General features: G+C 72.5%; 22 protein-coding genes. 6 read left to right on the forward strand and 16 right to left on the reverse strand.

Annotated features, from left to right (window positions below; all coding sequences use genetic code 11):
- The gene (locus ACIP67_RS09740; RefSeq protein ID WP_401690022.1) at positions 1-1,923 is read right to left on the reverse strand and encodes a hypothetical protein; all 1,923 of its coding nucleotides are present in this window, start codon (positions 1,921-1,923) and stop codon (positions 1-3) included.
- A 160-nt stretch (positions 1,924-2,083) separates the two neighbouring features.
- On the opposite strand from ACIP67_RS09740, the gene ACIP67_RS09745 reads away from it, so the two are divergent.
- Positions 2,084-2,527: a hypothetical protein gene (locus ACIP67_RS09745; protein ID WP_401690024.1), complete on the forward strand. Its 444-nt coding sequence runs from the start codon at positions 2,084-2,086 to the stop codon at positions 2,525-2,527.
- Between the two features lie 113 nt (positions 2,528-2,640).
- On the opposite strand, the gene ACIP67_RS09750 is transcribed toward ACIP67_RS09745, so the two are convergent.
- From ACIP67_RS09750 to ACIP67_RS09770, 5 genes are all read right to left on the reverse strand, one after another.
- Complete coding sequence (locus tag ACIP67_RS09750; protein ID WP_401690026.1) at positions 2,641-4,209, reverse strand: DUF1996 domain-containing protein; 1,569 nt, start codon at positions 4,207-4,209, stop codon at positions 2,641-2,643.
- Positions 4,210-4,407: 198 nt separating this feature from the next.
- Positions 4,408-5,418, reverse strand: coding sequence for an NAD-dependent epimerase/dehydratase family protein (locus ACIP67_RS09755; RefSeq protein ID WP_401690029.1), 1,011 nt, complete (start codon positions 5,416-5,418; stop codon positions 4,408-4,410).
- 98 nt (positions 5,419-5,516) lie between these two features.
- The gene (locus tag ACIP67_RS09760) at positions 5,517-6,101 is read right to left on the reverse strand and encodes a winged helix-turn-helix domain-containing protein (RefSeq protein WP_401690032.1); all 585 of its coding nucleotides are present in this window, start codon (positions 6,099-6,101) and stop codon (positions 5,517-5,519) included.
- A gap of 464 nt (positions 6,102-6,565) precedes the next feature.
- Complete coding sequence (glnII, locus tag ACIP67_RS09765) at positions 6,566-7,597, reverse strand: glutamine synthetase (protein ID WP_401690035.1); 1,032 nt, start codon at positions 7,595-7,597, stop codon at positions 6,566-6,568.
- Between the two features lie 287 nt (positions 7,598-7,884).
- Entirely contained in the window at positions 7,885-8,334 is a 450-nt protein-coding gene (locus ACIP67_RS09770; RefSeq protein ID WP_401690038.1) for a MarR family winged helix-turn-helix transcriptional regulator, read from the reverse strand.
- Positions 8,335-8,415: 81 nt separating this feature from the next.
- On the opposite strand from ACIP67_RS09770, the gene ACIP67_RS09775 reads away from it, so the two are divergent.
- Positions 8,416-9,267, forward strand: coding sequence for an alpha/beta fold hydrolase (locus ACIP67_RS09775; RefSeq protein WP_401690040.1), 852 nt, complete (start codon positions 8,416-8,418; stop codon positions 9,265-9,267).
- A 3-nt stretch (positions 9,268-9,270) separates the two neighbouring features.
- Here the strand turns inward: ACIP67_RS09775 and ACIP67_RS09780 are convergent, their stop codons facing one another.
- Together ACIP67_RS09780 and ACIP67_RS09785 are read right to left on the reverse strand one after the other, a co-directional pair.
- Positions 9,271-9,960: a hypothetical protein gene (locus tag ACIP67_RS09780; RefSeq protein ID WP_401690043.1), complete on the reverse strand. Its 690-nt coding sequence runs from the start codon at positions 9,958-9,960 to the stop codon at positions 9,271-9,273.
- A 240-nt stretch (positions 9,961-10,200) separates the two neighbouring features.
- Positions 10,201-10,560, reverse strand: a complete 360-nt coding sequence (locus ACIP67_RS09785; RefSeq protein ID WP_401690046.1) for an ArsC/Spx/MgsR family protein — start codon at positions 10,558-10,560, stop codon at positions 10,201-10,203.
- 185 nt (positions 10,561-10,745) lie between these two features.
- Between ACIP67_RS09785 and ACIP67_RS09790 the strand changes: the two genes are divergently transcribed.
- Positions 10,746-11,060, forward strand: coding sequence for a hypothetical protein (locus tag ACIP67_RS09790; RefSeq protein WP_401690049.1), 315 nt, complete (start codon positions 10,746-10,748; stop codon positions 11,058-11,060).
- A gap of 57 nt (positions 11,061-11,117) precedes the next feature.
- Here the strand turns inward: ACIP67_RS09790 and ACIP67_RS09795 are convergent, their stop codons facing one another.
- Both ACIP67_RS09795 and ACIP67_RS09800 read right to left on the reverse strand, forming a co-directional pair.
- Entirely contained in the window at positions 11,118-12,410 is a 1,293-nt protein-coding gene (locus tag ACIP67_RS09795) for a winged helix DNA-binding domain-containing protein (RefSeq protein ID WP_401690052.1), read from the reverse strand.
- 200 nt (positions 12,411-12,610) lie between these two features.
- The gene (locus ACIP67_RS09800; RefSeq protein WP_401690055.1) at positions 12,611-13,114 is read right to left on the reverse strand and encodes a DUF1269 domain-containing protein; all 504 of its coding nucleotides are present in this window, start codon (positions 13,112-13,114) and stop codon (positions 12,611-12,613) included.
- A gap of 171 nt (positions 13,115-13,285) precedes the next feature.
- On the opposite strand from ACIP67_RS09800, the gene ACIP67_RS09805 reads away from it, so the two are divergent.
- The gene (locus tag ACIP67_RS09805; protein ID WP_401690058.1) at positions 13,286-13,561 is read left to right on the forward strand and encodes a hypothetical protein; all 276 of its coding nucleotides are present in this window, start codon (positions 13,286-13,288) and stop codon (positions 13,559-13,561) included.
- Positions 13,562-13,654: 93 nt separating this feature from the next.
- Here ACIP67_RS09805 and ACIP67_RS09810 read toward each other — a convergent pair whose 3' ends face one another.
- On the reverse strand, positions 13,655-13,912 hold the full coding sequence (locus ACIP67_RS09810; protein ID WP_401690061.1) for a hypothetical protein: 258 nt from the start codon (positions 13,910-13,912) through the stop codon (positions 13,655-13,657).
- 155 nt (positions 13,913-14,067) lie between these two features.
- Entirely contained in the window at positions 14,068-15,477 is a 1,410-nt protein-coding gene (gene glnA / locus ACIP67_RS09815; protein WP_401690064.1) for a type I glutamate--ammonia ligase, read from the reverse strand.
- A 219-nt stretch (positions 15,478-15,696) separates the two neighbouring features.
- On the opposite strand from glnA, the gene ACIP67_RS09820 reads away from it, so the two are divergent.
- Complete coding sequence (locus ACIP67_RS09820) at positions 15,697-16,164, forward strand: RDD family protein (RefSeq protein WP_401690067.1); 468 nt, start codon at positions 15,697-15,699, stop codon at positions 16,162-16,164.
- 117 nt (positions 16,165-16,281) lie between these two features.
- Here ACIP67_RS09820 and ACIP67_RS09825 read toward each other — a convergent pair whose 3' ends face one another.
- The 4 genes from ACIP67_RS09825 to lipB all read right to left on the reverse strand — a co-directional run bounded on the left by ACIP67_RS09825 (position 16,282) and on the right by lipB (position 19,428).
- Complete coding sequence (locus tag ACIP67_RS09825; RefSeq protein WP_401690070.1) at positions 16,282-16,980, reverse strand: DUF4191 domain-containing protein; 699 nt, start codon at positions 16,978-16,980, stop codon at positions 16,282-16,284.
- Positions 16,981-17,049: 69 nt separating this feature from the next.
- Complete coding sequence (locus tag ACIP67_RS09830) at positions 17,050-17,256, reverse strand: hypothetical protein (RefSeq protein WP_389511681.1); 207 nt, start codon at positions 17,254-17,256, stop codon at positions 17,050-17,052.
- 272 nt (positions 17,257-17,528) lie between these two features.
- Positions 17,529-18,494: a lipoyl synthase gene (lipA, locus tag ACIP67_RS09835; RefSeq protein ID WP_401690074.1), complete on the reverse strand. Its 966-nt coding sequence runs from the start codon at positions 18,492-18,494 to the stop codon at positions 17,529-17,531.
- 136 nt (positions 18,495-18,630) lie between these two features.
- Positions 18,631-19,428, reverse strand: a complete 798-nt coding sequence (gene lipB, locus ACIP67_RS09840) for a lipoyl(octanoyl) transferase LipB (protein ID WP_401690077.1) — start codon at positions 19,426-19,428, stop codon at positions 18,631-18,633.
- A 239-nt stretch (positions 19,429-19,667) separates the two neighbouring features.
- Between lipB and ACIP67_RS09845 the strand changes: the two genes are divergently transcribed.
- Positions 19,668-21,197: a regulator gene (locus tag ACIP67_RS09845; protein ID WP_401690080.1), complete on the forward strand. Its 1,530-nt coding sequence runs from the start codon at positions 19,668-19,670 to the stop codon at positions 21,195-21,197.
- The last annotated feature ends 161 nt before the right edge of the window (positions 21,198-21,358 follow it).

Consider the following 21,358-nt stretch of genomic DNA (forward strand, 5'->3'; position numbering starts at 1 on the left):
TCAGCGGAGCCCGCCGATCGACCGGCCGTCCTCCAGGGTGCCCTTCAACTCCGCCCGGGCCCCCTGCTCGGTGCGCACGGCCAGCAGGTTGTCGTCGGCCGAGCCGCTCACCCCGCCCGTCGCCCGCACGGACCCGGTGTCCTTGTCCCCGGCGGCGAGCAGGTACCAGGAGCCGCCCTTCGACCTCCACAGCACCCCGGCCAGCACATGCGGATCGCGCGGACCGCACGCCGGGACGTCCCCGGCCTTCGCCACCGCCGCCCCGAACAGCCCGCCCGGCACCCGGAACTGCGCCAGCACCCGCGTCCCGTCGCCCCGCCAGGTCTCGGCCCGTGTGCACACCCACGACGCCGACCCGCTGTCGTCGGGCAGCGACTGCCGCGCGTACGCCCACGCGTTGACCGTACGGACCCCCTGGCCGCGCACGTCGCCCAGCGAGCAGGCGAACGGCGCCCAGGTGCGCAGCGCCTCCGCGCCCGTCGCCTCCTTCGGCCTGGTCGGCCGGCCCGCGGTGAGGCGGGCGGGGACCAGCTCGCCGAGGTCGCTCACCAGGTACGAGCCGGCGGCGTCGGTCAGCTCCAGCACGTTCCACGTGGTGCAGGCGCCGGGCCGGGTGGCGGGGCTGGCCAGCGGTGAGGTGATGCCGTCGGTCAGCGTCAGGTCCATCAGCCCGGCACCCGGCTTCGACAGGTCCCGCTCCGCCGCCTCCGTCACCCAGGGGGCGGTCAGGTAGCGGACGTTGCCGTCGGCCCGGTCCAGGACCACCGCGGCCGCCTCGGCGCCGGTCGCCCCGTCCACGCGCGCGAAGTCCAGGGCGGCCCCGGCGGTGCCCTCCCTCGGCTCGGCGTAACGGGCGATCCGCAGCCCGTCGTAGAGAATCACCACGCGCGCGGTGTCGGCGTCGCCCGCGAACAGCAGCTGGGGCGGGCCGGACGGACCGCCGGTCGGGGTGCCGGGGGTGGCCGAGACGCGGACGCTCGCGCCGGGCCGGGCCCAGACGGCGAGGGCGCGGCGCAGCAGCGCGCGGTCACCGGTGAGGTCGCCGCGCGCCGGCCAGACGGAGAAGTCGGTGCGGGCGGAGGTCTTCCAGGCGGCGGGGGAGGCCTTGACCAGCCGGCCCGGGTCGAGCGCCGCCTCCGCCGCCGGGTTCCGCGCGTACACCGGGGCGGCCGCGCCGTCGGCACCCCAGCCGCCGTCCGGCAGGGAGGCCAGGGCGCCGCAGACGGCGAGCGCGGCCGCGGCGGCCAGCGCGGCCCTGCCGTGCCGGCGGCGGCGCATCAGGTCGGTGGGGCGGGCCTGGAGCGCGCAGGGGTCGAACTCGGGGGAGTCGAGCAGCGCGTACCGCGCGCTGAGGGAGTCCGCCTCCCGCAGTGCCGCCTCCGCGTCGTCGACCCCGGCGCCGCCGAGCACCTCGCGCACATCGCCGTCGGGGAGCTTCTCCAGACCACGCAGGACACAGACGGCCCGGGCCGGTCCGGACAGGACGGCCAGCTCCTGGTCCAGGGCGAGCTCGTCGGCACCGCCGGCGTGGGGGAAGAGGCGCAGCCCCCACACCTGGGGCAGCAGCGCCGGCAGCTGCGCCCGCTTGGGCCACGCGCGGCGCCGCAGCGGCAGGCCCGCCTCCAGCGCCGTCCGCACCACCTGGAGACGGACGTAGGCGTAACCGGGGCCGCCGTCGCGGGCGGTGGACTGGGCCGGGATGACGGGCGCCGAGGAGCGGCCGCGGGGCAGGGCGCGCTGGACGAGGGCGTGGGCGGTCAGCACCCGGCGGTCCCGGCCGAGACCGGGCGGCAGCACCAGGTAGGCGAGCCGGACCAGACGCGGATAGTGCTCGACGAGCGCGGCCTCGGCCTGCTCGACGTCGACGGCCCGGTCGGCGGGGGAACCGGGTGCGGGGCGCGGGGCGACATCCTGTGACTGCACGCCCAGCCAAACGAGCCGACCGGCCGATGGTCACCGGCCCTGCGGCGGGGCGGTCCGCCGGAGCGGGGGGCGGGGCCCGTGATGCCGGAGAACACCGCGCTGTTTGAGCGGACCGGGCGCGGGAGCCGTATCCAGGACGAGGCTCTTGCAGGGAGGACAGATGAAGGTGACCCGACCCATGCTCGCGGTGGCCGGCGCCGCCGCGGTGCTCGTGCTGACCGGCTGCGGCTCCGACGGGGGCACGCGGGCCGTCCCGGAGACGGCCACCGGCAGCCTGGAGCACCTCGCCGCCGAGGTGGAGTGCACCCCCGACATGCAGATCGACGCCGACGAGATCCGCCAGGCCGTCTGCAAGGACGCCGACGGCAGGTTCATCCTCGCCACCTTCGCCACCGACCGCGGCCAGCGCGAGTGGATCAACGGGGCGAAGGACTACGGCGGCCACTACCTCGTCGGCCGCAAGTGGGTGGCCGTCGGCGAGACCGGCACGGTGACCGCGCTCCAGCGGACGCTCGGCGGCGACATCGAGGAGGGCACGGACCACTCGGCGCACACCGCGCACGAGTCGTCGGACAGCACCAGCACCGCGCACTCCGGTCACTGAAGCCCGCCGCACCCGGACGGCACGAAGGCCGGCGGTGAGGACCCCTCGGGGATCCCTCACCGCCGGCCTTCGGTCGTCGGGGCGGGCCGGGCCGGGCCCGCCCCGACAGCCCGTCACTTGCAGCGCTTGCCGGTGTTGATGCAGTTGACCATCTTGTTCATCAGGTTCGTCGAGAAGAAGTTGATGAAGTCGTTGTGGTCGGTGATCGGCTTGTGCAGCTGCTCGGGGAAGGTGTCCACCGCGTACGGGTTCACCACCTGGCCGTTCTCGATCGTCGGCGCGGGGACGTCGTAGACGAGACGGACCTGGAGCTGGGGGATCGCCTTGAAGCCGCCCGCGCAGGTGCCGTCGGCCTGGACGAACGCCACGTGGGTGCGGTGGTTGGCGCTGTCGATGTTCTGGCCGTCCCAGCAGCTCTGGAAGTTGGCCGTGCGGACCACCTTGCTGCCCTCGGGGCAGATCGGGTACTGCTCCTTCAGCTGCACCTTGTTCTCGAAGCCGGTGCAGCTCCAGTTCACGTTGGCGTTGGCGGTGCCGTTGACGAAGGCCTTGGCGTCACCGGTGATGATGCGCAGGGCGGTCGGCATCGCGACGACCGGGCCCGCCTTGTTGCCGACGAACGTCAGCTGCGCCTGGGCGGGCTGGAGGATCCGGCCGACGTTGCCCTCGGTGCCGCCGCCGGCGTTGTTCTGGTCGAAGTCCTGCGTGCCGTCCTGGAGACGCAGCACCGGCCAGAAGTACGACGACTTGTCGCCCTGGTTGCGGCAGCTGGTCTCGGCGGCCGCGAGCTCCTCGTCGCTGGCGAAGGCGTCGTTGTTCTGGTTGCCGACGTAGTCGTGCAGGTGGTGGGCGCCGTTGGTGACACCGGGGGCGACGATCACGTTGTCCGTGTTGTGGTTGTCGTTGCCGTTGGTGCCGCAGCTCGTGGTGAAGGTGCCCCGGGAGCCCGACCGGCCGTTCGCGGCGAGACCGTTCGCGCCCACGCCCAGCTGGGCGTTGGACTGGACCGTGGTGATGTCCACGAAGTCCGCCGCCACCGGGCCGTTGCCGCCCTGGCCGCCGTTGCCCTGCTCCTGGCCGTCGTCGCCCGTCTGGCCGTCGTCGCCCTGCTCCTGGCCGTCGTCGTTCTGCTGGTCGTCGTCGTTCTGACCGCCGTTGTTCTGACCGCCGTTGTCGCGGCCGCCGTTGCCGTCGCCGGCGTTGGTCTGCGGGTCGGCGGTCTGCGGGGTGCAGGTGGCGAGCTGGCTCAGGTTCTGCGCCTGGCCGCCGACGCGCTGGATGCTGATGCGGATGCGGTCGATGGTGGCCGACCGCTTCTCCGTGAGCGGGCCGAGGATCGCGTTCTGGACGAAGTTGGTGTCCTGGGCCTGTGCCTGACGCGTCGAGGCGAGCCGGGCGTAGGCCTCGGTGATCTGCTTGTCGAGGTTCGCCAGCTCCTTGTCGACACCCGAGCGCGCCCGGTCGGGCACGTCGGTCAGCTGCTGCCCGACGTCCGGGCACGAGATGGTCGCCACCTGTGTGGCGGCGGCCTTGGTCCGGTTCTGCGCCGAGTTCTTCGACTCGTGCGCCGAAGCGTAGAAGTTCGCCCAGATCAGCCCGCCCCCACCGAGCGCTAGGGCCGCCGATGCGGCTATGGCCTTGGTGGCCATCGACGAACGGCGTTTACGTGTGTTGCGTCCCATGGAACTCCTCTGACTTCCTTGCGGGGCAGCATCGAGGCGCCCGACAGGAGTGAAGCGGCTCCCTCCCATACGCACGCCGCCCCGGAGGTGTTCAGCCGTCCCGGGAATCGATGAGGGTTCCGTGGAGCAATTCGGCCCCAACGCCCACACACGTGACCCGCATGGCAACCGCCATGTGTCGCAAGGGAGTTGAGTGGATCACCGGTCGCGGTCCAGGGAGGCGAGCACCCTGGCCTCGACCTCGGGGGCCACGCCCTTGCGGGTCCGGTCGGGCCGCTGCGGCGCCGTGCCCCCGAGGCCCCGGAGCCACCGCCAGGTGTCGGTGACGGTGTCCTCGACGGGCCGGCAGGACAGCCCGGCCGCCACCGCCCGGGAGACGTCCGCGGAGTGCAGCGCGTCGTGCAGGTCGCTGTCCGGCGGCACCCACACGGGCAGCTGCGTCCACGGCTCGATGCCCGCGTCGAGGATCACCCGCGGCGCGGCCCAGCGCAGCTCGGCAGCCGAGCCGGTGGCCCGTACGCACGCGTCCAGCAGCCCGCCCATGGTGGCGTGCCCCTGGGGGCTCATCAGGTTGTACGGTCCGCTCGCCCCGCGCTCCACCGCCCCGAGGATCCACTCGGCCAGGTCGCGCACGTCGACGTACTGGAGGGGGAGGTCGCGCGGGCCGGGTGCCAGGACGGGACCGCCGCGGGCGATCCGGTTCAGCCACCAGGGCAGCCGGCCGACGTTCTCGTACGGGCCGAGGATCAGCCCGGAGCGGACGAGGAGGGAGCCGTCCGTGCCGAAGGCACCGACGGCGGCCAGCTCGCCGCCCCGCTTGTCGCGCGGGTAGTCGGTCTGCTCGCCGTCGGCCTCGGCGCCCTCGACCACGGGCGCGTCCTCGGTGTACCCGGCGGGCGGGGCCCAGGTGTAGACCGAGCAGCTCGACACGTACACGTACCGGCCGGCGCGGCCCCGCAGCAGCCGCGCCGCCTCGTGCACCGCGCGCGGGGCCGACGACCAGGTGTCGACGACGGCGTCCCACTCGCCCCCGGCGAGGGCGGCGAGCCCGTCCGGCGCGGTGCGGTCGCCGGCCAGCGACCGCGTGCCGGGGACGGCCGCCTGCCGCCTCCCCCGGTTGAAGACCGTCACCTGCCAGCCGCGTCCGAGGGCCGCCTCGACGACGGCCCGCCCCGCGAACTCCGTACCGCCCAGCACCAGAAGTCTCATGCCGGTGACTGTGCCCGGTCGGGGCGGGAGAGGGAAGCGTCCTCTGCCGTCGGCAGAGGACGTCCCTCCCGCTGCCGGCGGTGCAGGCCGGCCGGGGGTCAGCGGGCGGTCGGCGGGATGTACTTGTAGCCCACCCGGCGCACCGTCTGGATGCTCTGGCGGTGGCCCGCGCCCAGCTTGCGCCGCAGCCGGGCGATGTGGACGTCGACCGTACGGCCGTCGCCCACGTGGCCGTAGCCCCAGACGGTGGTGACGAGCTGGTCGCGGGTGTGCACCCGGTGCGGGTGTCCCACCAGGTGCGCGAGCAGCTCGAACTCCAGGTACGTCAGGTCGAGTTCGCGCTCGCCGACCCAGGCGGTGCGCTGCACGGTGTCGATCCGTACGAGCGGTTCGCCGGCGTCGTCGGAGGCGTCGGCGACCTCGTCGTCGGGCCGGTCGACCACCGCCACCGGCGGGAACGGCGGCTGCTGGTCGGCCGGGACCAGCACCAGGTAGCCGATCATGGGCGGCTGTCCCGGGAGGGTGGGCAGGGTGTGCGGGGGAGCGGGCAGCCAGGTGGCGCCCGGCGGCAGGAAGTCCGCGACGTCCACCACCTCGTCCCGGTCCACGGCCCGCAGTCGGTGGCGGGCCGGGGTGGAAGGGGCGGTGCGGGGGGCGGCGGAGAGGGAGCGAGTGGTCGCCATGGAAGGTCAGCTCTTTCGCGCGAGGAGTTCGTCGGACGGGACACGACGGCCGCGAAGGGTGGGCGGGCTCGTCGAGGGACGTACGTCGTTCGCGCCGGCCGAAGGCCGGGGTGGGGCTTTAGAGGGCCGGCGCGTTCATCGCGCGGCAACACACACGGTCGAAGTCGTGGTGCTGACGGGAAGGCCAGAAGGGCTCGAGGTCATGGCGACCCGTCGCGAGGTACTTCCGGAAGCTGGCCATGCTCCCATTGAAGCAGACACCCGCTCGGCACAGGAGAGTTCTCTCACTGCTTGGACGCTTCCGGGGGGTCGGGGACGCCCCGGAGCAGGGGGTGGGAGCCGCCCCGACGGGGCGTCAGGGGGTCGTTTGCGGTACACGGAAAGGCGTCGGGGACACCCCCTCCGAAACACGGAAAGGGGCGCCCGCCGAGTCGGCGGGCGCCCCTTCACGGGACCGTGGGGGATCAGACCTGGCCGGCCTTCTCCAGCGCGGAGCAGCAGGTGTCCACCAGCAGGCGGGTCACCACGTACGGGTCGACGTTGGCGTTCGGACGGCGGTCCTCGATGTAGCCCTTGCCGTCCTTCTCGACCTGCCACGGGATACGGACCGAGGCGCCGCGGTTGGAGACACCGTAGGAGTACTCGTTCCACGGGGCGGTCTCGTGCAGACCGGTCAGGCGGTCGTCGATGCCGGCGCCGTAGTTCTTGACGTGGTCGAGCGGCTTGGAGCCCTCACCGAGCGACTCGGCGGCGGTGATGATCGCCTCGTAGGTCTCGCGCATCGCCTTGGTGGAGAAGTTGGTGTGCGCGCCGGCGCCGTTCCAGTCGCCCTTGACCGGCTTGGGGTCCAGGGTGGCGGTGATGCCGAAGTCCTCGGCAGTGCGGTAGAGCAGCCAGCGGGCCACCCACAGGTGGTCGGAGACCTCCAGCGGGGAGACCGGACCGACCTGGAACTCCCACTGGCCGGGCATGACCTCGGCGTTGATGCCGGAGATGGCGAGACCCGCCTCCAGGCAGTTCTCCAGGTGCGCCTCGACGACGTCACGGCCGAAGATCTCGTCGGCGCCGACACCGCAGTAGTAGCCGCCCTGCGGGGCGGGGAAGCCGCCCTTGGGGAAGCCGAGCGGGTAGCCGTCCTGGAAGAAGGTGTACTCCTGCTCGATGCCGAAGATCGGCTCCTGGGCGGCGAACTTCTCGGCGACCTCGGCCAGCGCGGCACGGGTGTTGGACTCGTGCGGCGTCATGTCGATGTTGAGGACCTCGCACAGGACGAGGACGTCGTTGCCGCCGCGGATCGGGTCGGGGCAGGTGAAGACCGGCTTGAGGACACGGTCCGAGGAGTGGCCCTCGGCCTGGTTCGTGGAGGACCCGTCGAAGCCCCAGATCGGCAGCGCGTCGAGCCCGGCGGGCTCGCCTGCGATGATCTTCGTCTTGGAACGGAGCTTCGCCGTCGGCTGGGTGCCGTCGATCCAGATGTACTCAGCCTTGAAGGTCACGGGCCACTTCCTTCGGGGGTGTGTCTGACGCACTGCGGGTGCTGCGGCGCTGCGGCACTGAGGCGCCGCTGTTGTCTGCTCGGCAGCCTGTCAACCGGCGATTTCCCGGTCATTGCTCGAATGTGAACCCCGTGTTACCTGGTGGTTCTGTGGCGCGTCTCACGCTGTGAGGCGTCCGCCCGGCCCGGGGTCGCCGTTCGCGGTCGCGCACGCGCGGGGGAACGCGCGCGGACGGCGGCTCGTATGCGATGGGAATGACGAGGACACGCCGGGGCAGAAGTCGCCGGTCAGTCCGCCCCGGCCGCCGCCTCGCGCACCCCCTCCAGGAAGCCCCGGACCGCGGCCAGCTCCCGCTCGTCGTATCCCCGCAGCAGCTCCACCGCCCGCCCGATGAGCGGCCCGAAGAACTCCTGCCCGAGGGCGACGGCCCGGTCGTCCACCTCGACCACCACCTGCCGCCGGTCCGCCCGGCCGCGCACCCGCCGCACGTGCCCGGCGCGTTCCAGCCGGTCGATCACCGAGGTCGTGCCGGCCGAGTTCAGCCCCAGCGTGCCGCCCAGCCGCCCCGCGGTGGTCTCCTCGCCCGCCCGCCGGGCGTCCATGAGGGCGATGAGGGCGCGGACATCGGTCGGGTGCATCGCGTTCCGGTTCGCGAAGCGGGCGCTGTGCAGGCCGAGTTCGACCGTCACCGCCCGCAGCAGGTGGACGATCTCCATCTCCGGACCCTCGGTCGGCATACGGCACCCTCCGGCTATCATCTCGCTCATCGAACATCTCGCTCGGCGAGATGATAGCCGGGAGGATCAGGGAGGCGGGCGATGAGCACGTACGACGGCGATGCCTTTCGGGCGGCCTACGACCGGGTCCTGGCCAAGTGGCCCGCCGACCGGGAGGCGGTGACCGTCCCCACCCCCTACGGGCCCGCCCACGTCAACGCCTGCGGCCCGCGCGACGCGCCCCCGCTGGTGCTTCTGCCGGGCGGGGGAGGGGCGACCTCGGCGTCCTGGTACCGGCAGGCGGCGGAGCTGGGCCGGCGACGGCGGGTGTACGCCGTCGACCTGGCCGGCGCGGCGGGCCGGAGCCGGACCGACGGCGGACCGGGGCCCCGGACGGCCGCCGACCTGGTCGTCTGGCTGGACGCCGTGCTGACCGGGCTGGGTGTGGAGCGGGCCGACGTGGGCGGCCACTCGTACGGTGCCTGGATCGCCCTGCACCACGCCCTGCGCTCGCCCGGCCGGGTGCGCCGGCTGTTCCTCCTCGACCCGACCGGGTGCTTCGCCGGATACCGGGCCGCGTACCTGCTCCACGCCCTGCCGATGCTGCTGCGGCCCACCCCGCGCCGGGTGCGGGCCTTCCTGGAGTGGGAGACCGGGGGAGCGGCGCTCGACCCCGACTGGCTGCGCCTCCAGGAGGCCGCCGCGGGCTTCCCGTCCGCGAAGCCGGTGACCGGCCCGCGTCCGGCGCCCGAGGCGCTGCGGGCCCTGGACATGCCGGTCCTGCTGCTCGTGGCCGCGAACAGCAGGACCCATGACACCCGCGAGGTGGTGTCCCGGGCGGGCGAGGTGCTGCGGGACGTCGTGACCGTCGTCCTCCCGGACGTCTCGCACCACGCGCTGCCGCAGTCCGCGCCCGCCGCGCTGGGCGGCCACCTCACGGAGTTCCTGTCCTGAGCCTCACCCCACCTTCTCGATCACGGCCCGGCGGATCAGGAACTTGCCGGGCTCACGGACCTGCTCGAAGGCGGCGTCGTTCAGCAGCACGCAACTGCCCGAGACCGACGTCACCTCGACCGTCGTGGACTTGCCGTTGTCCAGGTTGGTGACCTTCAGCCGCGTCCCGGCCGGGAACCGGTCGCTGGACGCGGCCGGGGCACCCGCCTCACCGGACAGGGTGACCGTGGAGCCGGTGCAGACCTGCTGACCGGAGACCGCGCCGGTGTCCCCGGTGCCGTCCCCGGCGCTGTCCCCGGTGTCGTCCCCCATCTCTCCGGCGGAGGCGCTCCGGGCCAGCTGCGAGGGCCGCGCCGGCTGGGGGGCCGTCGTCCGGGAGTCCTGAGCCGACTCCCCGACGACGCACCCGGACGCCTCCTGCTGCACCTCGATCTGTGCGATGACCGCCTCACGGTTGGCGATCCGGGCCGCGGACTGCGCGTCCGGGGCGGTCCGCTGGCCGTCGATGAACCGCTGGTTGTTGCCGAGGGCGGTGGCCAGCCCCTGACAGACGGACGACTCGGCGGCCGTCCGCGGGGACTGGGCGGCGTTCGAGGTCGCCGCCATGACGAAGGCACCGCCGCCCGCCACCGTCGCGGCGCTCACCAGCAGGGCGAGCTTCTTCTTCGGGCCGAGGGTTCTCCTGCGCGACATGCGCGCCTCCTGGGGGGTAGGGGAGCGTACGCCGCTCTGTACGAGATGCCGAACGAGGTCACTCAACCGTCACAGGAGCCGAGGGAAGTGGCGCGCATCACACGACAGCCGCTCCCGCTCCGCTCCCGCTCCGCTCCCGCTCCGCTCCCGCTCCGCTCCCGCTCCGCTCCCGCTCCGCTCCCGCTCCGCTCCCGCTCCGCTCCCGCTCCGCTCGCCGGTCAGGCCCTTACGGGTCAGTCCCTAACGGGCCAGGGCGTCCCGTACGGCTTCCTCCGTGCGGGCCACGACCGCCGTACCGTCGTCGGCCGTGATGATCGGTCGTTGGATGAGCTTCGGATGCTCGGCGAGGGCCGTGATCCAGCGCCCGCGCGCACCGGCGTCCCGCGGCCACTCCTGCACGCCCAGCTCCCTGGCCGCGGCCTCCTGGGTGCGCGTGATGTCCCACGGCTCCAGGCCCAGCCGGTCGAGTACGTCCCTGATCTCGTCCTCGCTCGGCACGTCCTCCAGGTAGCGGCGGACGGTGTAGTCGGCACCCTCGGCGTCGAGCAGACCGATCGCGCTGCGGCACTTGGAACAGGCGGGGTTGATCCAGATCTCCATGCCTCTCACGGTATCCGGCCGTCTCCGCGATGCCCGGAAACCCGTTCTCCCCGTGCGTCACTGCGACCCCGAAAACCCTTGTGGCCAGGGGCTTTTGTCAGTGGTGGGCAGTAGAATGGAAGCAGTGTTCGAGGGTTCCGCCGGAGGTTCCGGGACGGGGCCCTGACCGCGACAGGAGGATGCCCGTGCCCGCTGCCGCACTCCGGCCGAAGCCGCTGCCGACCCAGTCCACCGCGAAGCGTCCCGTCCAACTCGACCTGCCGTACGTACCCGTGGAGAAGCGGCCGCTGCCCGCCGGCCGCCCGCGTGAGTGGTACGTCACGCACAACCGCCGCCTCAAGGCCATGCGCCTGGCCATCGCCCTTCTCGACTCGGGCGTCTACCTGCCGCGCCAGGCCCGCAACGAGAAGATCCGCAGCACGGCCCGGCTGATCGGCGTCCACCCGCCGTCGGACTCGACGTGCCACATGGTGCGCGCGCTGATGCGGTACTCGAGGTGAGCGGGCGCCGGGTGCCGTGCCCGCGCACGGCACCCGGCGCCTGCCGCCCGACAGGGTCTACCCCGCCAACTCCCGCTCCAGCGGCGTACGGAACCGGGGCGTCACCCTCGTCGTCCCCACCCAGTCCCGCAGCCGCTCCGCCTCCGCCGCGATCGCCGTCTCCGCCTCCCGCCCCACCCCCTCGCCGTCCAGGACGCGCCAGACGATCTCGCCGTCGGGCCGCTGGGCCCACCCTCCGACCACCCGTCCGTCCCACCACACCGTCGGTCCCACGTTCCCGCTGCCGTCGAACAGCGCCGGCCGCAGGCCGGGGGCGAGATACCAGTCCCGCGCCTGCCATCCCATCGCCGTCGGGTCGAGGCCGGGCAGCAGCGCCGCCCACGGCCCGCCGGGATCGGCCACGGGACCGACGTCGTCCGCGGTCACGTACCCCGTGCCCTCGTCCAGCGACACCGTCCGCGCACCGATCGCCGCCAGCGCCCGCCGTACGTCCGTCACACGCCACCCCGTCCACCACCTCAGGTCGGCCTCGGTGGCCGGCCCGCAGGCGGTGAGCCAGCGGCGCAGCAACTCCGCCTGGGCCCCGGCCACATCGAGTTCGGGATGCCCGGGGGCCGGCGCCCAGAGGAACTGACTCGACGTCCACGAGCCCAGCGGACGGCCGCGCACGACCTTCCCCTCGACACCCAGCACCTTCAGCAGCCGCGTCGAGACGGTGTGGACCCCCTCGTAGCGCTTGCCGGCCGCGTACACGAACCGCTCCCGCAACCGCGGCTCCTCCCGCGCCAGTTCGGCCGCCGTCGCCTGCCCCAGCCGCTCCAGAGCGGCCAGTGCCGACTCCTCGACCTCCTTCAGCCAGGCCGCGTCCGGCGCGCCGGCCTTCTCCATGTCCTTGAGGAGCGTCGCCCGTTCCCGTGCGGCGACCGCGAGGCCGGTCGAGGCGTGCACGACCGCCGTCAGCTCTGCGGGGAACACGAAGACCGTGTGCCGCATGCCGTGCATACGCACCAGCGCCCGGTCGTCGCCGCGCGGCGCTCGGTCATCGGCGCGCGACGCCCGGTCGTTGTCGCTGTGCGAGGCCCGGTGGTCGCCGAGTACCCCGTCCTCGCCGCGCGGTACCCGGTCCGCGCCGTACAGTGCCCGGTCGGTCTCCGCCACCGTCCCCGACGGGTCCGCGAGCCGGGCGCCGACCGCCAGGTACACCGTCGCCGGATCCGAGCCGTGCAGCGCGACCAGCGCCTCGGCCACCCGCTCCGGGCGCACCGCACGTGCCTGGGGCGTCAGCCGGTGCCGCAGGGCCAGCCGGGCCCGCCGCTCCGCCACGCCGATGTACCGCTCCCCGCCGTCCATCCCCGCCTCCGCCCCTCGCCTGTTCCCTGCCACCATCCTCCACGACCCCACTGACAACGGGCGGTTCGTGCAAGCACGACGGCGGCGGTGGCCGCTCCCGGGCCACCGCTGCCGGCGCCGTACCCACCGCTGAGGCGCTCACCGTCGTACACGTGCGGGAAAGCGGAGAGCTGGGTCGTCTCCCCGTTCAGGCACGGCACTCACGCCGCTCGGGCCGCCTGGGCCGCCTTGATCGCCTCGCGCAGGTGCTCCTCCTCGGCCTGGCTGAGCGAGGTCTGCACCAGCTGTCCGCCGAACGGCGCGATCTGCGGGACCACCTTGTCCCCGGCCGCGTGCTTGACCAGGACGAAGAGGGCGGCGGCGCCCGGACGCAGGTTCTGGCCGAGGTCCCGCATGAAGGAGTCGTTGATGCCGGTGTCGGTGAACGAGCCCCCGGCCGCACCGGCGGCCGCACCCACCGCCGCGCCCAGCAGCGGCGCCAGGAAGAGCAGCCCGATCACCCCGCCCCACACGGCACCGCCCGCGGCGCCGACCGCCGTGTGGTTCACCGCCTGGTGCAGCTTGATCTTCCCGTCGTCGCGCCGCTCGACGACGACCGCGTCCTCCAGCTCGACCAGATGTTGCTTGGACAGCTCGAACAGCTTGTCGCGCACCTGGCCGGCGGTGGCGAGGTCGTCGTAGGCGAAGACGAAGAGATTGCTCATCCAGCACACCCCTTATGGCCGTATGGACACGCTATGTATCGCTCCGGTCGACTCCAGGTCCGGGAAAAAGAAGGTGCACCTCGAGTGACCGCCTCCCTACGCTGAGAACACCACCCCACCCCCGCAACCCCACCTGATACAGCCGTGTCCTGCCCAGGAAGGAGGCACCCCATGGGCACCGTCGTCCTCTCCGGGACCGCCGTCCTGGTGGTCCTGGGTTTCGGGAACCACCTCTACTGGCTCGCCGCGGTCGCCGTGCTCTGCCTGTACGTGCGCTACGGCCGCGTCGCCACCTCGGCGCCCGCGCCCGGCCCCGCCGCGAGCCCCGCGCCGACCACCTACAAGGCCTACCGCGCCCGCCGCGACCAGCAGGCCGAGTGGGAGCGCCGCTACCGCCGCGAACGCCCCCTGGAGTCCCGCCGCCAGGACCGCGAGCGCGGAAAGTAGCCGGGCCGGCCCCCGGTTCTCAAGAACCGGGGGCCGGCCCGTACGTGAGACCGGCGACAGCACCGCGCCCCCGCGGCCCCTTTTGCGGTGCGGCTAGTACGGCGCCCGCAGCTGCGCGTACCCCAGCAGCAGGATCACCGCGGCCACGCACCCCAGAACGATCGCGGTCGACACCCACGACGACCGCCGGGGCGTCACCGGATCGGGACCGGCCCGGAAGGGCTGCGGCTGCGGCGGGTTCTCCCTCCAGCGCGCGGCCAGCATCCGCGCCCGCGCCGAGGGCTCCTTGTGCTCGGCGGCGTCCGCCCATCGGAGGTCGAACTCCCGCTCCCCGTCGTCCTGTTCGCCCATCCCCGTCTCCCCCGTCACCGCTGTCGAACACCAGTGCCGGAAACGATACGACGATGTCGCGCCGACGGCGCCACGGGCCGTGCCGCACGGGACGTCGGACACGCGACGAGGGCCGCTGCCCCGATCACGGGTAGCGGCCCTCGCAGCGGGTTTTCTCACACGTCGAAGTACAGCTCGAACTCGTGCGGGTGCGGGCGCAGCTGCAGCGGAGCGATCTCGTTCGTGCGCTTGAAGTCGATCCACGTCTCGATCAGGTCCGGCGTGAAGACGTCGCCCTGGAGGAGGAACTCGTGGTCGCGCTCGAGCGAGTCGAGGACGGCCGGGAGGGAGGTCGGGACCTGCGCGACGTTCGCGTGCTCCTCGGGAGCGAGCTCGTAGAGGTCCTTGTCGATCGGCTCGGCCGGCTCGATCTTGTTCTTGACACCGTCCAGGCCCGCGAGCAGCAGGGCCGAGAAGGCCAGGTACGGGTTGCCGGAGGCATCGGGCGCGCGGAACTCGACGCGCTTGGCCTTCGGGTTCGAACCCGTGATCGGGATACGCATGGCCGCGGAGCGGTTGCGCTGCGAGTACACCAGGTTGACCGGGGCCTCGAAGCCCGGGACCAGGCGGTGGTAGGAGTTCACCGTCGGGTTGGTGAAGGCCAGCAGCGACGGGGCGTGCTTGAGGATGCCGCCGATGTAGTAGCGGGCCATGTCGGACAGGCCCGCGTAGCCGGCCTCGTCGTAGAACAGCGGGGAGCCGTTGCTCCACAGCGACTGGTGGACGTGCATGCCCGAGCCGTTGTCACCGAAGATCGGCTTCGGCATGAAGGTCGCGGTCTTGCCGTTGCGCCAGGCGACGTTCTTCACGATGTACTTGAAGAGCTGGAGGTCGTCGGCCGCGGCGAGCAGCGTGTTGAACTTGTAATTGATCTCGGCCTGGCCGGCGGTGCCCACCTCGTGGTGCTGGCGCTCGACCTGGAGGCCCGACTTGGCCAGCTCCAGGGAGATCTCGGCGCGCAGGTCGGCGAAGTGGTCGACCGGCGGGACCGGGAAGTAGCCGCCCTTGTAGCGGACCTTGTAACCGCGGTTGTCCTCCAGCGCACCGGTGTTCCAGGCGCCGGCCTCGGAGTCGATGTGGTAGAAGGACTCGTTCTCCGAGGTCTTGAAGCGCACGCTGTCGAAGACGTAGAACTCGGCCTCGGGGCCGAAGTACGCGGTGTCGGCGATCCCGGTCGACGCCAGGTACGCCTCCGCCTTCTTCGCCACGTTGCGCGGGTCACGGGAGTACTGCTCGCCCGTGATCGGGTCGTGGATGAAGAAGTTGATGTTGAGGGTCTTGTCGCGGCGGAAGGGGTCCACCCGCGCGGTCGACAGGTCGGCGCGCAGGGCCATGTCGGACTCGTGAATGGCCTGGAAGCCACGGATCGACGATCCGTCGAAGGCGAGCTCCTCGTCCGGGTCGAACGCCTCGACGGGCAGCGAGAAGTGCTGCATGACGCCCGGCAGGTCGCAGAACCGGACGTCGATGAACTTGACGTCCTCGTCCGCGATGAACTTCTTGGCCTCGTCGGCGTTCTGGAACATCCAGCTCCTCCTACTCCCGGCCGGCGGGCCGGGGTGGTAGTTCGTTCGTGCGGCCAGTGCGGTGGCACACGCTGTCGTCGACCCTAGGGACGGGTGATTTCTCGTGCGTGACCCATTTGTTTCGCAGAAGTTAACCAGCTTGGGTTCCACGGTAGCTCGGTCACACGGTCCCGCCCCCCTCCGTCCGCCGGGCATATGGGTGCGCAGTACCGTGGACGGGTGGACAACAGGCAAGCAATCGGATCGTGGCTCTCCGGCCCGCGCGCGGCCATGGAGGAAGCCGGTGCCGACTTCGGATACCGGGGCGAGCAGCTGGGTCTGCCGGAGGAGGGACCGGGCTCGATCGCCCGTCCGGGCCGGCGCATCGGCGCCCTTGCGGTGGACTGGGGCCTGTGCCTCTTGATCGCATACGGTTTGATCACGGACGGCTACGGCCCCGCCACCGGCAATTGGGCCCTGCTGGTCTTCCTCGTGATAAGTGTGCTGACGGTGGGTACGCTCGGTTTCACTCCGGGCAAGCGCCTGTTCCGGCTGCGCGTGGTCGCCCTGGACACCGGCACCGTCCACCCCGTCCGCTCCGCCGTGCGCACGGTCCTGCTCTGCCTCGCCGTCCCCGCGCTGATCTGGGACCGCGACGGCCGCGGCCTCCACGACCGGCTGGCCCGCACGGTCGAGGTGCGCATCTAGGCGGTGCCCGTCCGGGACGACGTACGACGACGGAGACGACGTACGACGAAGGTCATGGCGTACGACTAAGGGGGCGCCCGGAGTGATCCGGGCGCCCCCTTCGGGTGTCGCGGGAGTTCAGCGGGCCTTCCCGCCCTTCGGCAGGCGCATGCCCTTGGGCATCGGCCCCTTCGGCAGCGGCATGTTGCTCATCAGGTCGCCCATGGCGCGCAGCCGGTCGTTGGTGGTGGTCACCTGCGGGCCGGTCAGGACGCGCGGCAGCTTCAGCATGGTGGTCCGCAGCTTCTTCAGCTCCACCTGGCCCTCGCCGGTGCCGACGATCAGGTCGTGCACCGGGACGTCCGCCACGATGCGGTTCATCTTCTTCTTCTCGGCGGCCAGCAGGCTCTTCACCCGGTTCGGGTTGCCCTCGGCGACCAGCACGATGCCGGCCTTGCCGACGGCCCGGTGCACCACGTCCTGGCTGCGGTTCATCGCCACCGCAGGGGTCGTCGTCCAGCCCCGGCCGACGTTGTCCAGTACGGCCGCCGCCGCGCCCGGCTGGCCCTCCATCTGGCCGAAGGCGGCCCGCTCGGCCCTGCGGCCGAACACGATCGCCGTCGCGAGGAAGGCGAACAGGAGGCCCAGGATGCCGAGATAGATGGGGTGGCCGATCAAGAAACCGATCGCGAGGAAGACACCGAAGGTGACGATTCCGACAGCCGCGAGTACAAGACCGATCTTCTTGTCGGCCTTGCGGGTCATTTTGTAGGTCAGGGCGATCTGCTTCAGTCGCCCGGGGTTCGCGGCGTCTGCCGCCGTGTCCTTCCTCGCCATGTCACGCAGTCTACGTGTCCCCGGGAGGACCTACGACGGCAGTGCCCGGGAGCGAGGGGCCGGGGGCGGTCAGGGACGGGCGGAGCCGACGCTGACCGCTTCGAGGACGCGCTGCGCCTCGACACGGTCCTTGGCGCGGCGACGGTCCTCCAGGACGGAGTTCCAGGCGTTGCGCCGGGCGGTGCGCTGACCGCCGCTCATGAGCAGGGACTCGACGGCGCGCAGGGCGTCGGTGAAGGAAGGGATCGCGGTGGCGCGAACGGGCGCGGCCTGCATGATGGGGGTCCCCCTCGGGCGGCATGGGTCACGGGCTGTACGTGGTGTGATACCAACGTCACTGATTGGTGTTACCAGGGCGTGACCGACCGGTCAAACACCGATGAAGCCTGGATGTGAGGGGCCGAAATGCTGATGCGGCCCGGACGGGCGCCCTCATCAGGGAGGACGGTCGGGGCCGCATCGTCTCGGCCACTACTGGCGAGTAGCCGCTTGTGCGCGAATTCACACGCGCCCCGCTGTCGGTGCGGGGCGCGGCGGGTGACGGAGTGTCAGACGGCCTGGGCGGCGATGAAGGAGCCACGCTTCTCGACGGCCATCTGGTACAGGCGCCCGGCGCGGTAGGAGGACCGTACCAGCGGGCCGGACATCACGCCCGAGAAGCCGATCTGCTCGGCTTCCTCCTTCAGCTCGACGAACTCCTGCGGCTTGACCCAGCGCTCCACGGGGTGGTGCCGGACGCTCGGGCGCAGGTACTGGGTGATGGTGACGAGCTCGCAGCCGGCGTCGTGCAGCTGCCGCAGCGCCTCGCTGACCTCCTCGCGGGTCTCGCCCATGCCGAGGATCAGGTTGGACTTGGTGACCAGACCGACGTCGCGCGCCTCGGTGATGACCTTCAGCGAGCGCTCGTAGCGGAAACCGGGGCGGATCCGCTTGAAGATCCGCGGGACGGTCTCGACGTTGTGCGCGAACACCTCGGGCCGGGCGGAGAAGACCTCCGCCAGCTGCTCCGGGACGGCGTTGAAGTCGGGGGCCAGCAGCTCCACCTTCGTGCGCCCGCCCTCGCGCTCCGCCGTCTGCCGGTGGATCTGCCGCACGGTCTCGGCGTACAGCCAGGCGCCGCCGTCCTCCAGGTCGTCCCGCGCCACGCCGGTGATGGTGGCGTAGTTCAGGTCCATGGTGACGACCGACTCACCGACGCGCCGCGGCTCGTCCCGGTCGAGCGCCTCGGGCTTGCCGGTGTCGATCTGGCAGAAGTCGCAGCGCCGGGTGCACTGGTCACCGCCGATGAGGAAGGTGGCCTCGCGGTCCTCCCAGCACTCGTAGATGTTGGGACAGCCGGCTTCCTGGCATACGGTGTGCAGCCCCTCGCTCTTCACGAGGTTCTGCATCTTCGTGTACTCGGGACCCATTTTCGCCCGGGTCTTGATCCACTCGGGCTTGCGCTCGATGGGGGTCTGGCTGTTCCGGACCTCCAGGCGCAGCATCTTGCGTCCGTCGGGTGCGACTGCGGACACATCGGCTCCCTGTAGCTTCGATTCTTCGGCGTCCCCCAGGGTACGCCCGTACGTTTTCGGCCCCCGCGGTGGGCAACCCGCCGGGCCGGGGGAGCATTCCCCCGCGACCCCGGCGTGACGGGGAAGACATGCCCGGCTAGGCCGAGGTCCGCTCCACCTCCCGCGGCTTCAGGTCAGCGTTCCCCAGGACGTCGGCGAGGTGGCGTTCGACGACCGGCAGGACCTCCTCGATGGTCACGTCCCGGCCGAGCTCGCCGGCGAGCGAGGCGACCCCCGCGTCCCGGATCCCGCACGGGATGATCCGGTCGAACCACTTGTTGTCGGGGTTCACGTTCAGCGCGAAGCCGTGCATCGTGACGCCCTTGGCCACCCGGATGCCGATCGCGGCGATCTTGCGGTCCTCGCGGCGCTGGCCGGCGTTGGAGGGGGCGTACTCCGGGCCGTTCAGGCGCGGGTCGAACTCCTCGTCGGTGAGCCGGGGGTCGAAGTCCAGCGAGAGACCGCCGAACGACGGCCGCTGCTCCACCGGGTCACCGAGCACCCACACCCCGCTGCGGCCCTCGACCCGGGTGGTCTCCAGGCCGAACTCCGCGCAGGTGCGGATGAGCGCGTCCTCCAGGCGCCGGACGTGCGCCACCACGTCCACCGGGCGCGGGAGCTTCTGGATGGGGTAGCCCACGAGCTGGCCCGGGCCGTGCCAGGTGATCTTGCCGCCGCGGTCCACGTCGATCACCGGCGTGCCGTCCAGAGGGCGCTCGTCGTCGGCGGTGCGCCGGCCGGCCGTGTAGACCGGCGGGTGCTCCAGCAGCAGCACGGTGTCGGGAACCTCGTCGGCGAAGCGCGCCGCGTGCACCCGGCGCTGCTCGTCCCACGCCTCCTGGTACTCGACCGCGTCCGCTCCGAATCCCCTGCGGACGAACCGCACCTCACTCACGGCAAGCGCCTCCCTCGGCAACGGGTGTATCGGGCACGCAGCGCGCCCCCGCCACTGTACGTCCGGCCCGCGCGCGTCAGCTTGAGAGTCGATCCTCACACGATCGGATGAATGAATGTCGAGATATGCAATCGCCCGCTTACGCTCCGCTACATTCGCGCCGTTCACGAGGCCATTAGGGCTGCTCACAGGCAATCCAGGCACTTCAGGGGCCTGGAAGGCAGGAGACCGCACCGCAGATGACGGAACGACCCGCGCAGCGCACTCCCAACCGCCAGCTCGCCGCGCTCATCGCAGAAGCGGGCTTCTCCAACGCGGGTCTGGCCCGGCGCGTCGATCAGCTCGGCCTCGAGCACGGGCTGGATCTCAGATACGACAAGACGTCCGTCACCCGATGGCTCCGCGGTCAGCAGCCCCGCGGCACCACCCCCGCCCTCATCGCCGAGGTCTTCACCCGCCGCCTGGGCCGCCGCCTGACCGCGCAGGACCTCGGCCTGGACGCGTGCGCCCCCGTGTACGCGGGGCTGGAGTTCGCCGGCACCCCCGAGGAGGCGATCGACATCGTCGGCGGGCTGTGGCGCAAGGACTCCGGCAGCCACGCCGAGCTGCGCAAGATCGCCTTCACACCGGCCGGTCTCGTCGTGCCCAGCCGGGACTGGCTGATCGGCCGGGCCGACGAGAAGGTCGCCCGCGCTCCCGGGGAGCCCCCCGCCCGGGTGCCCGCACAGGCCCGCCCGTCCGGCCAGACCGCGTCGGCCGGGCAGCCGGGCTCCGGCAGGGCCGTCCCGCCCAGGCCGCCGGCCCCGTCCGGCCACGGCGCGCCCGGCGTGCCCCGGCAGCGCGCCACCACCGAGCGCGGCCCCGGCCAGCGTGTCACCGGCGGCGACATCGCCGCCCTCCGCTCGGTGGGCGAACTCTTCCGCACCCTCGACGACATGTACGGCGGCGGCCACGCCCGCCAGGCCCTCGTGCGCTATCTGGAGCACGAGTGCGAGCCGATGCTGCGCGGCACCTACGGCGAGCAGGCCGGCCGCCGTCTGTTCGGCGCCGCCGCCGACCTCACCCGCCTCGCCGGCTGGACCTCCTTCGACATCGCCGCGCACGGCCTGGCCCAGCGCTACTTCGTGCAGGCCCTGCGGCTCTCCCAGGCCGCCGCGGACCGGGCGTACGGCTCCTTCGTCCTGGTCACCATGAGCCGCCAGGCCGTCTACCTCGGCCACGGCCGCGAGGCCGTGCAGCTCGCGCGCGTCGCCCAGCAGGGCGTCGGCACGAACGCCCCGCCCGTCGTCCAGGCGCTGCTGCACGCCGCCGAGGCCCGTGGGCACGGGGTGCTGGGCGAGGTGCGGGCCTGCACCGCGTCCCTGGTGCGGGCCGAGCGCGCGCTGGACGCGGCCAAGGCGGGGGACGAGACGCCGTTCTGGGCGCGGTTCTTCGACGAGGGACAGCTCGCCGACGAGTTCGGGCACTGCCACCGGGACCTCCAGCAGTTCCGTGCCGCGGCGCAGCACGCGGAACGGTCCCTCCAGCTCCGTCCCGCGGCCTACGCCCGCAGCCGCCTGTTCTGCCGGGTCGTCCTCGCCTCCGCCCGCCTCGGCCTCGGCGAGCTCGACCAGGCGTGCCATCTCGCGGCGGAGGCGGCGGGACAGGCGGCGGAGATGCGCTCGGTGCGGGCGGTGGAGTACGTCAAGGACTTCGAGCGCCGGCTGGAGCCGTACAAGGACGCGGCCCCGGTGCGGACGTACCGGGACAAGGTGGCCGCGCTGGGGTAGCCGGCGGGGGCTCTTCCCGCCCCCGCCGCCCCGTCCCGCCCCTTCCAGCCCTTTCCCGTCCCCGGGGGCTGCCGCACCCGGACCCCCGCATCGGCCCTGGACGGGCCTCGTCCTCGAACTCCCCCGGAGGGGGTGTCCCCAGACGGGCCGGGTGGTGGCGT

The sequence above is a fragment of the Streptomyces sp. NPDC088812 genome, assembly GCF_044750285.1.
Taxonomy (GTDB): Bacteria; Actinomycetota; Actinomycetes; order Streptomycetales; family Streptomycetaceae; genus Streptomyces.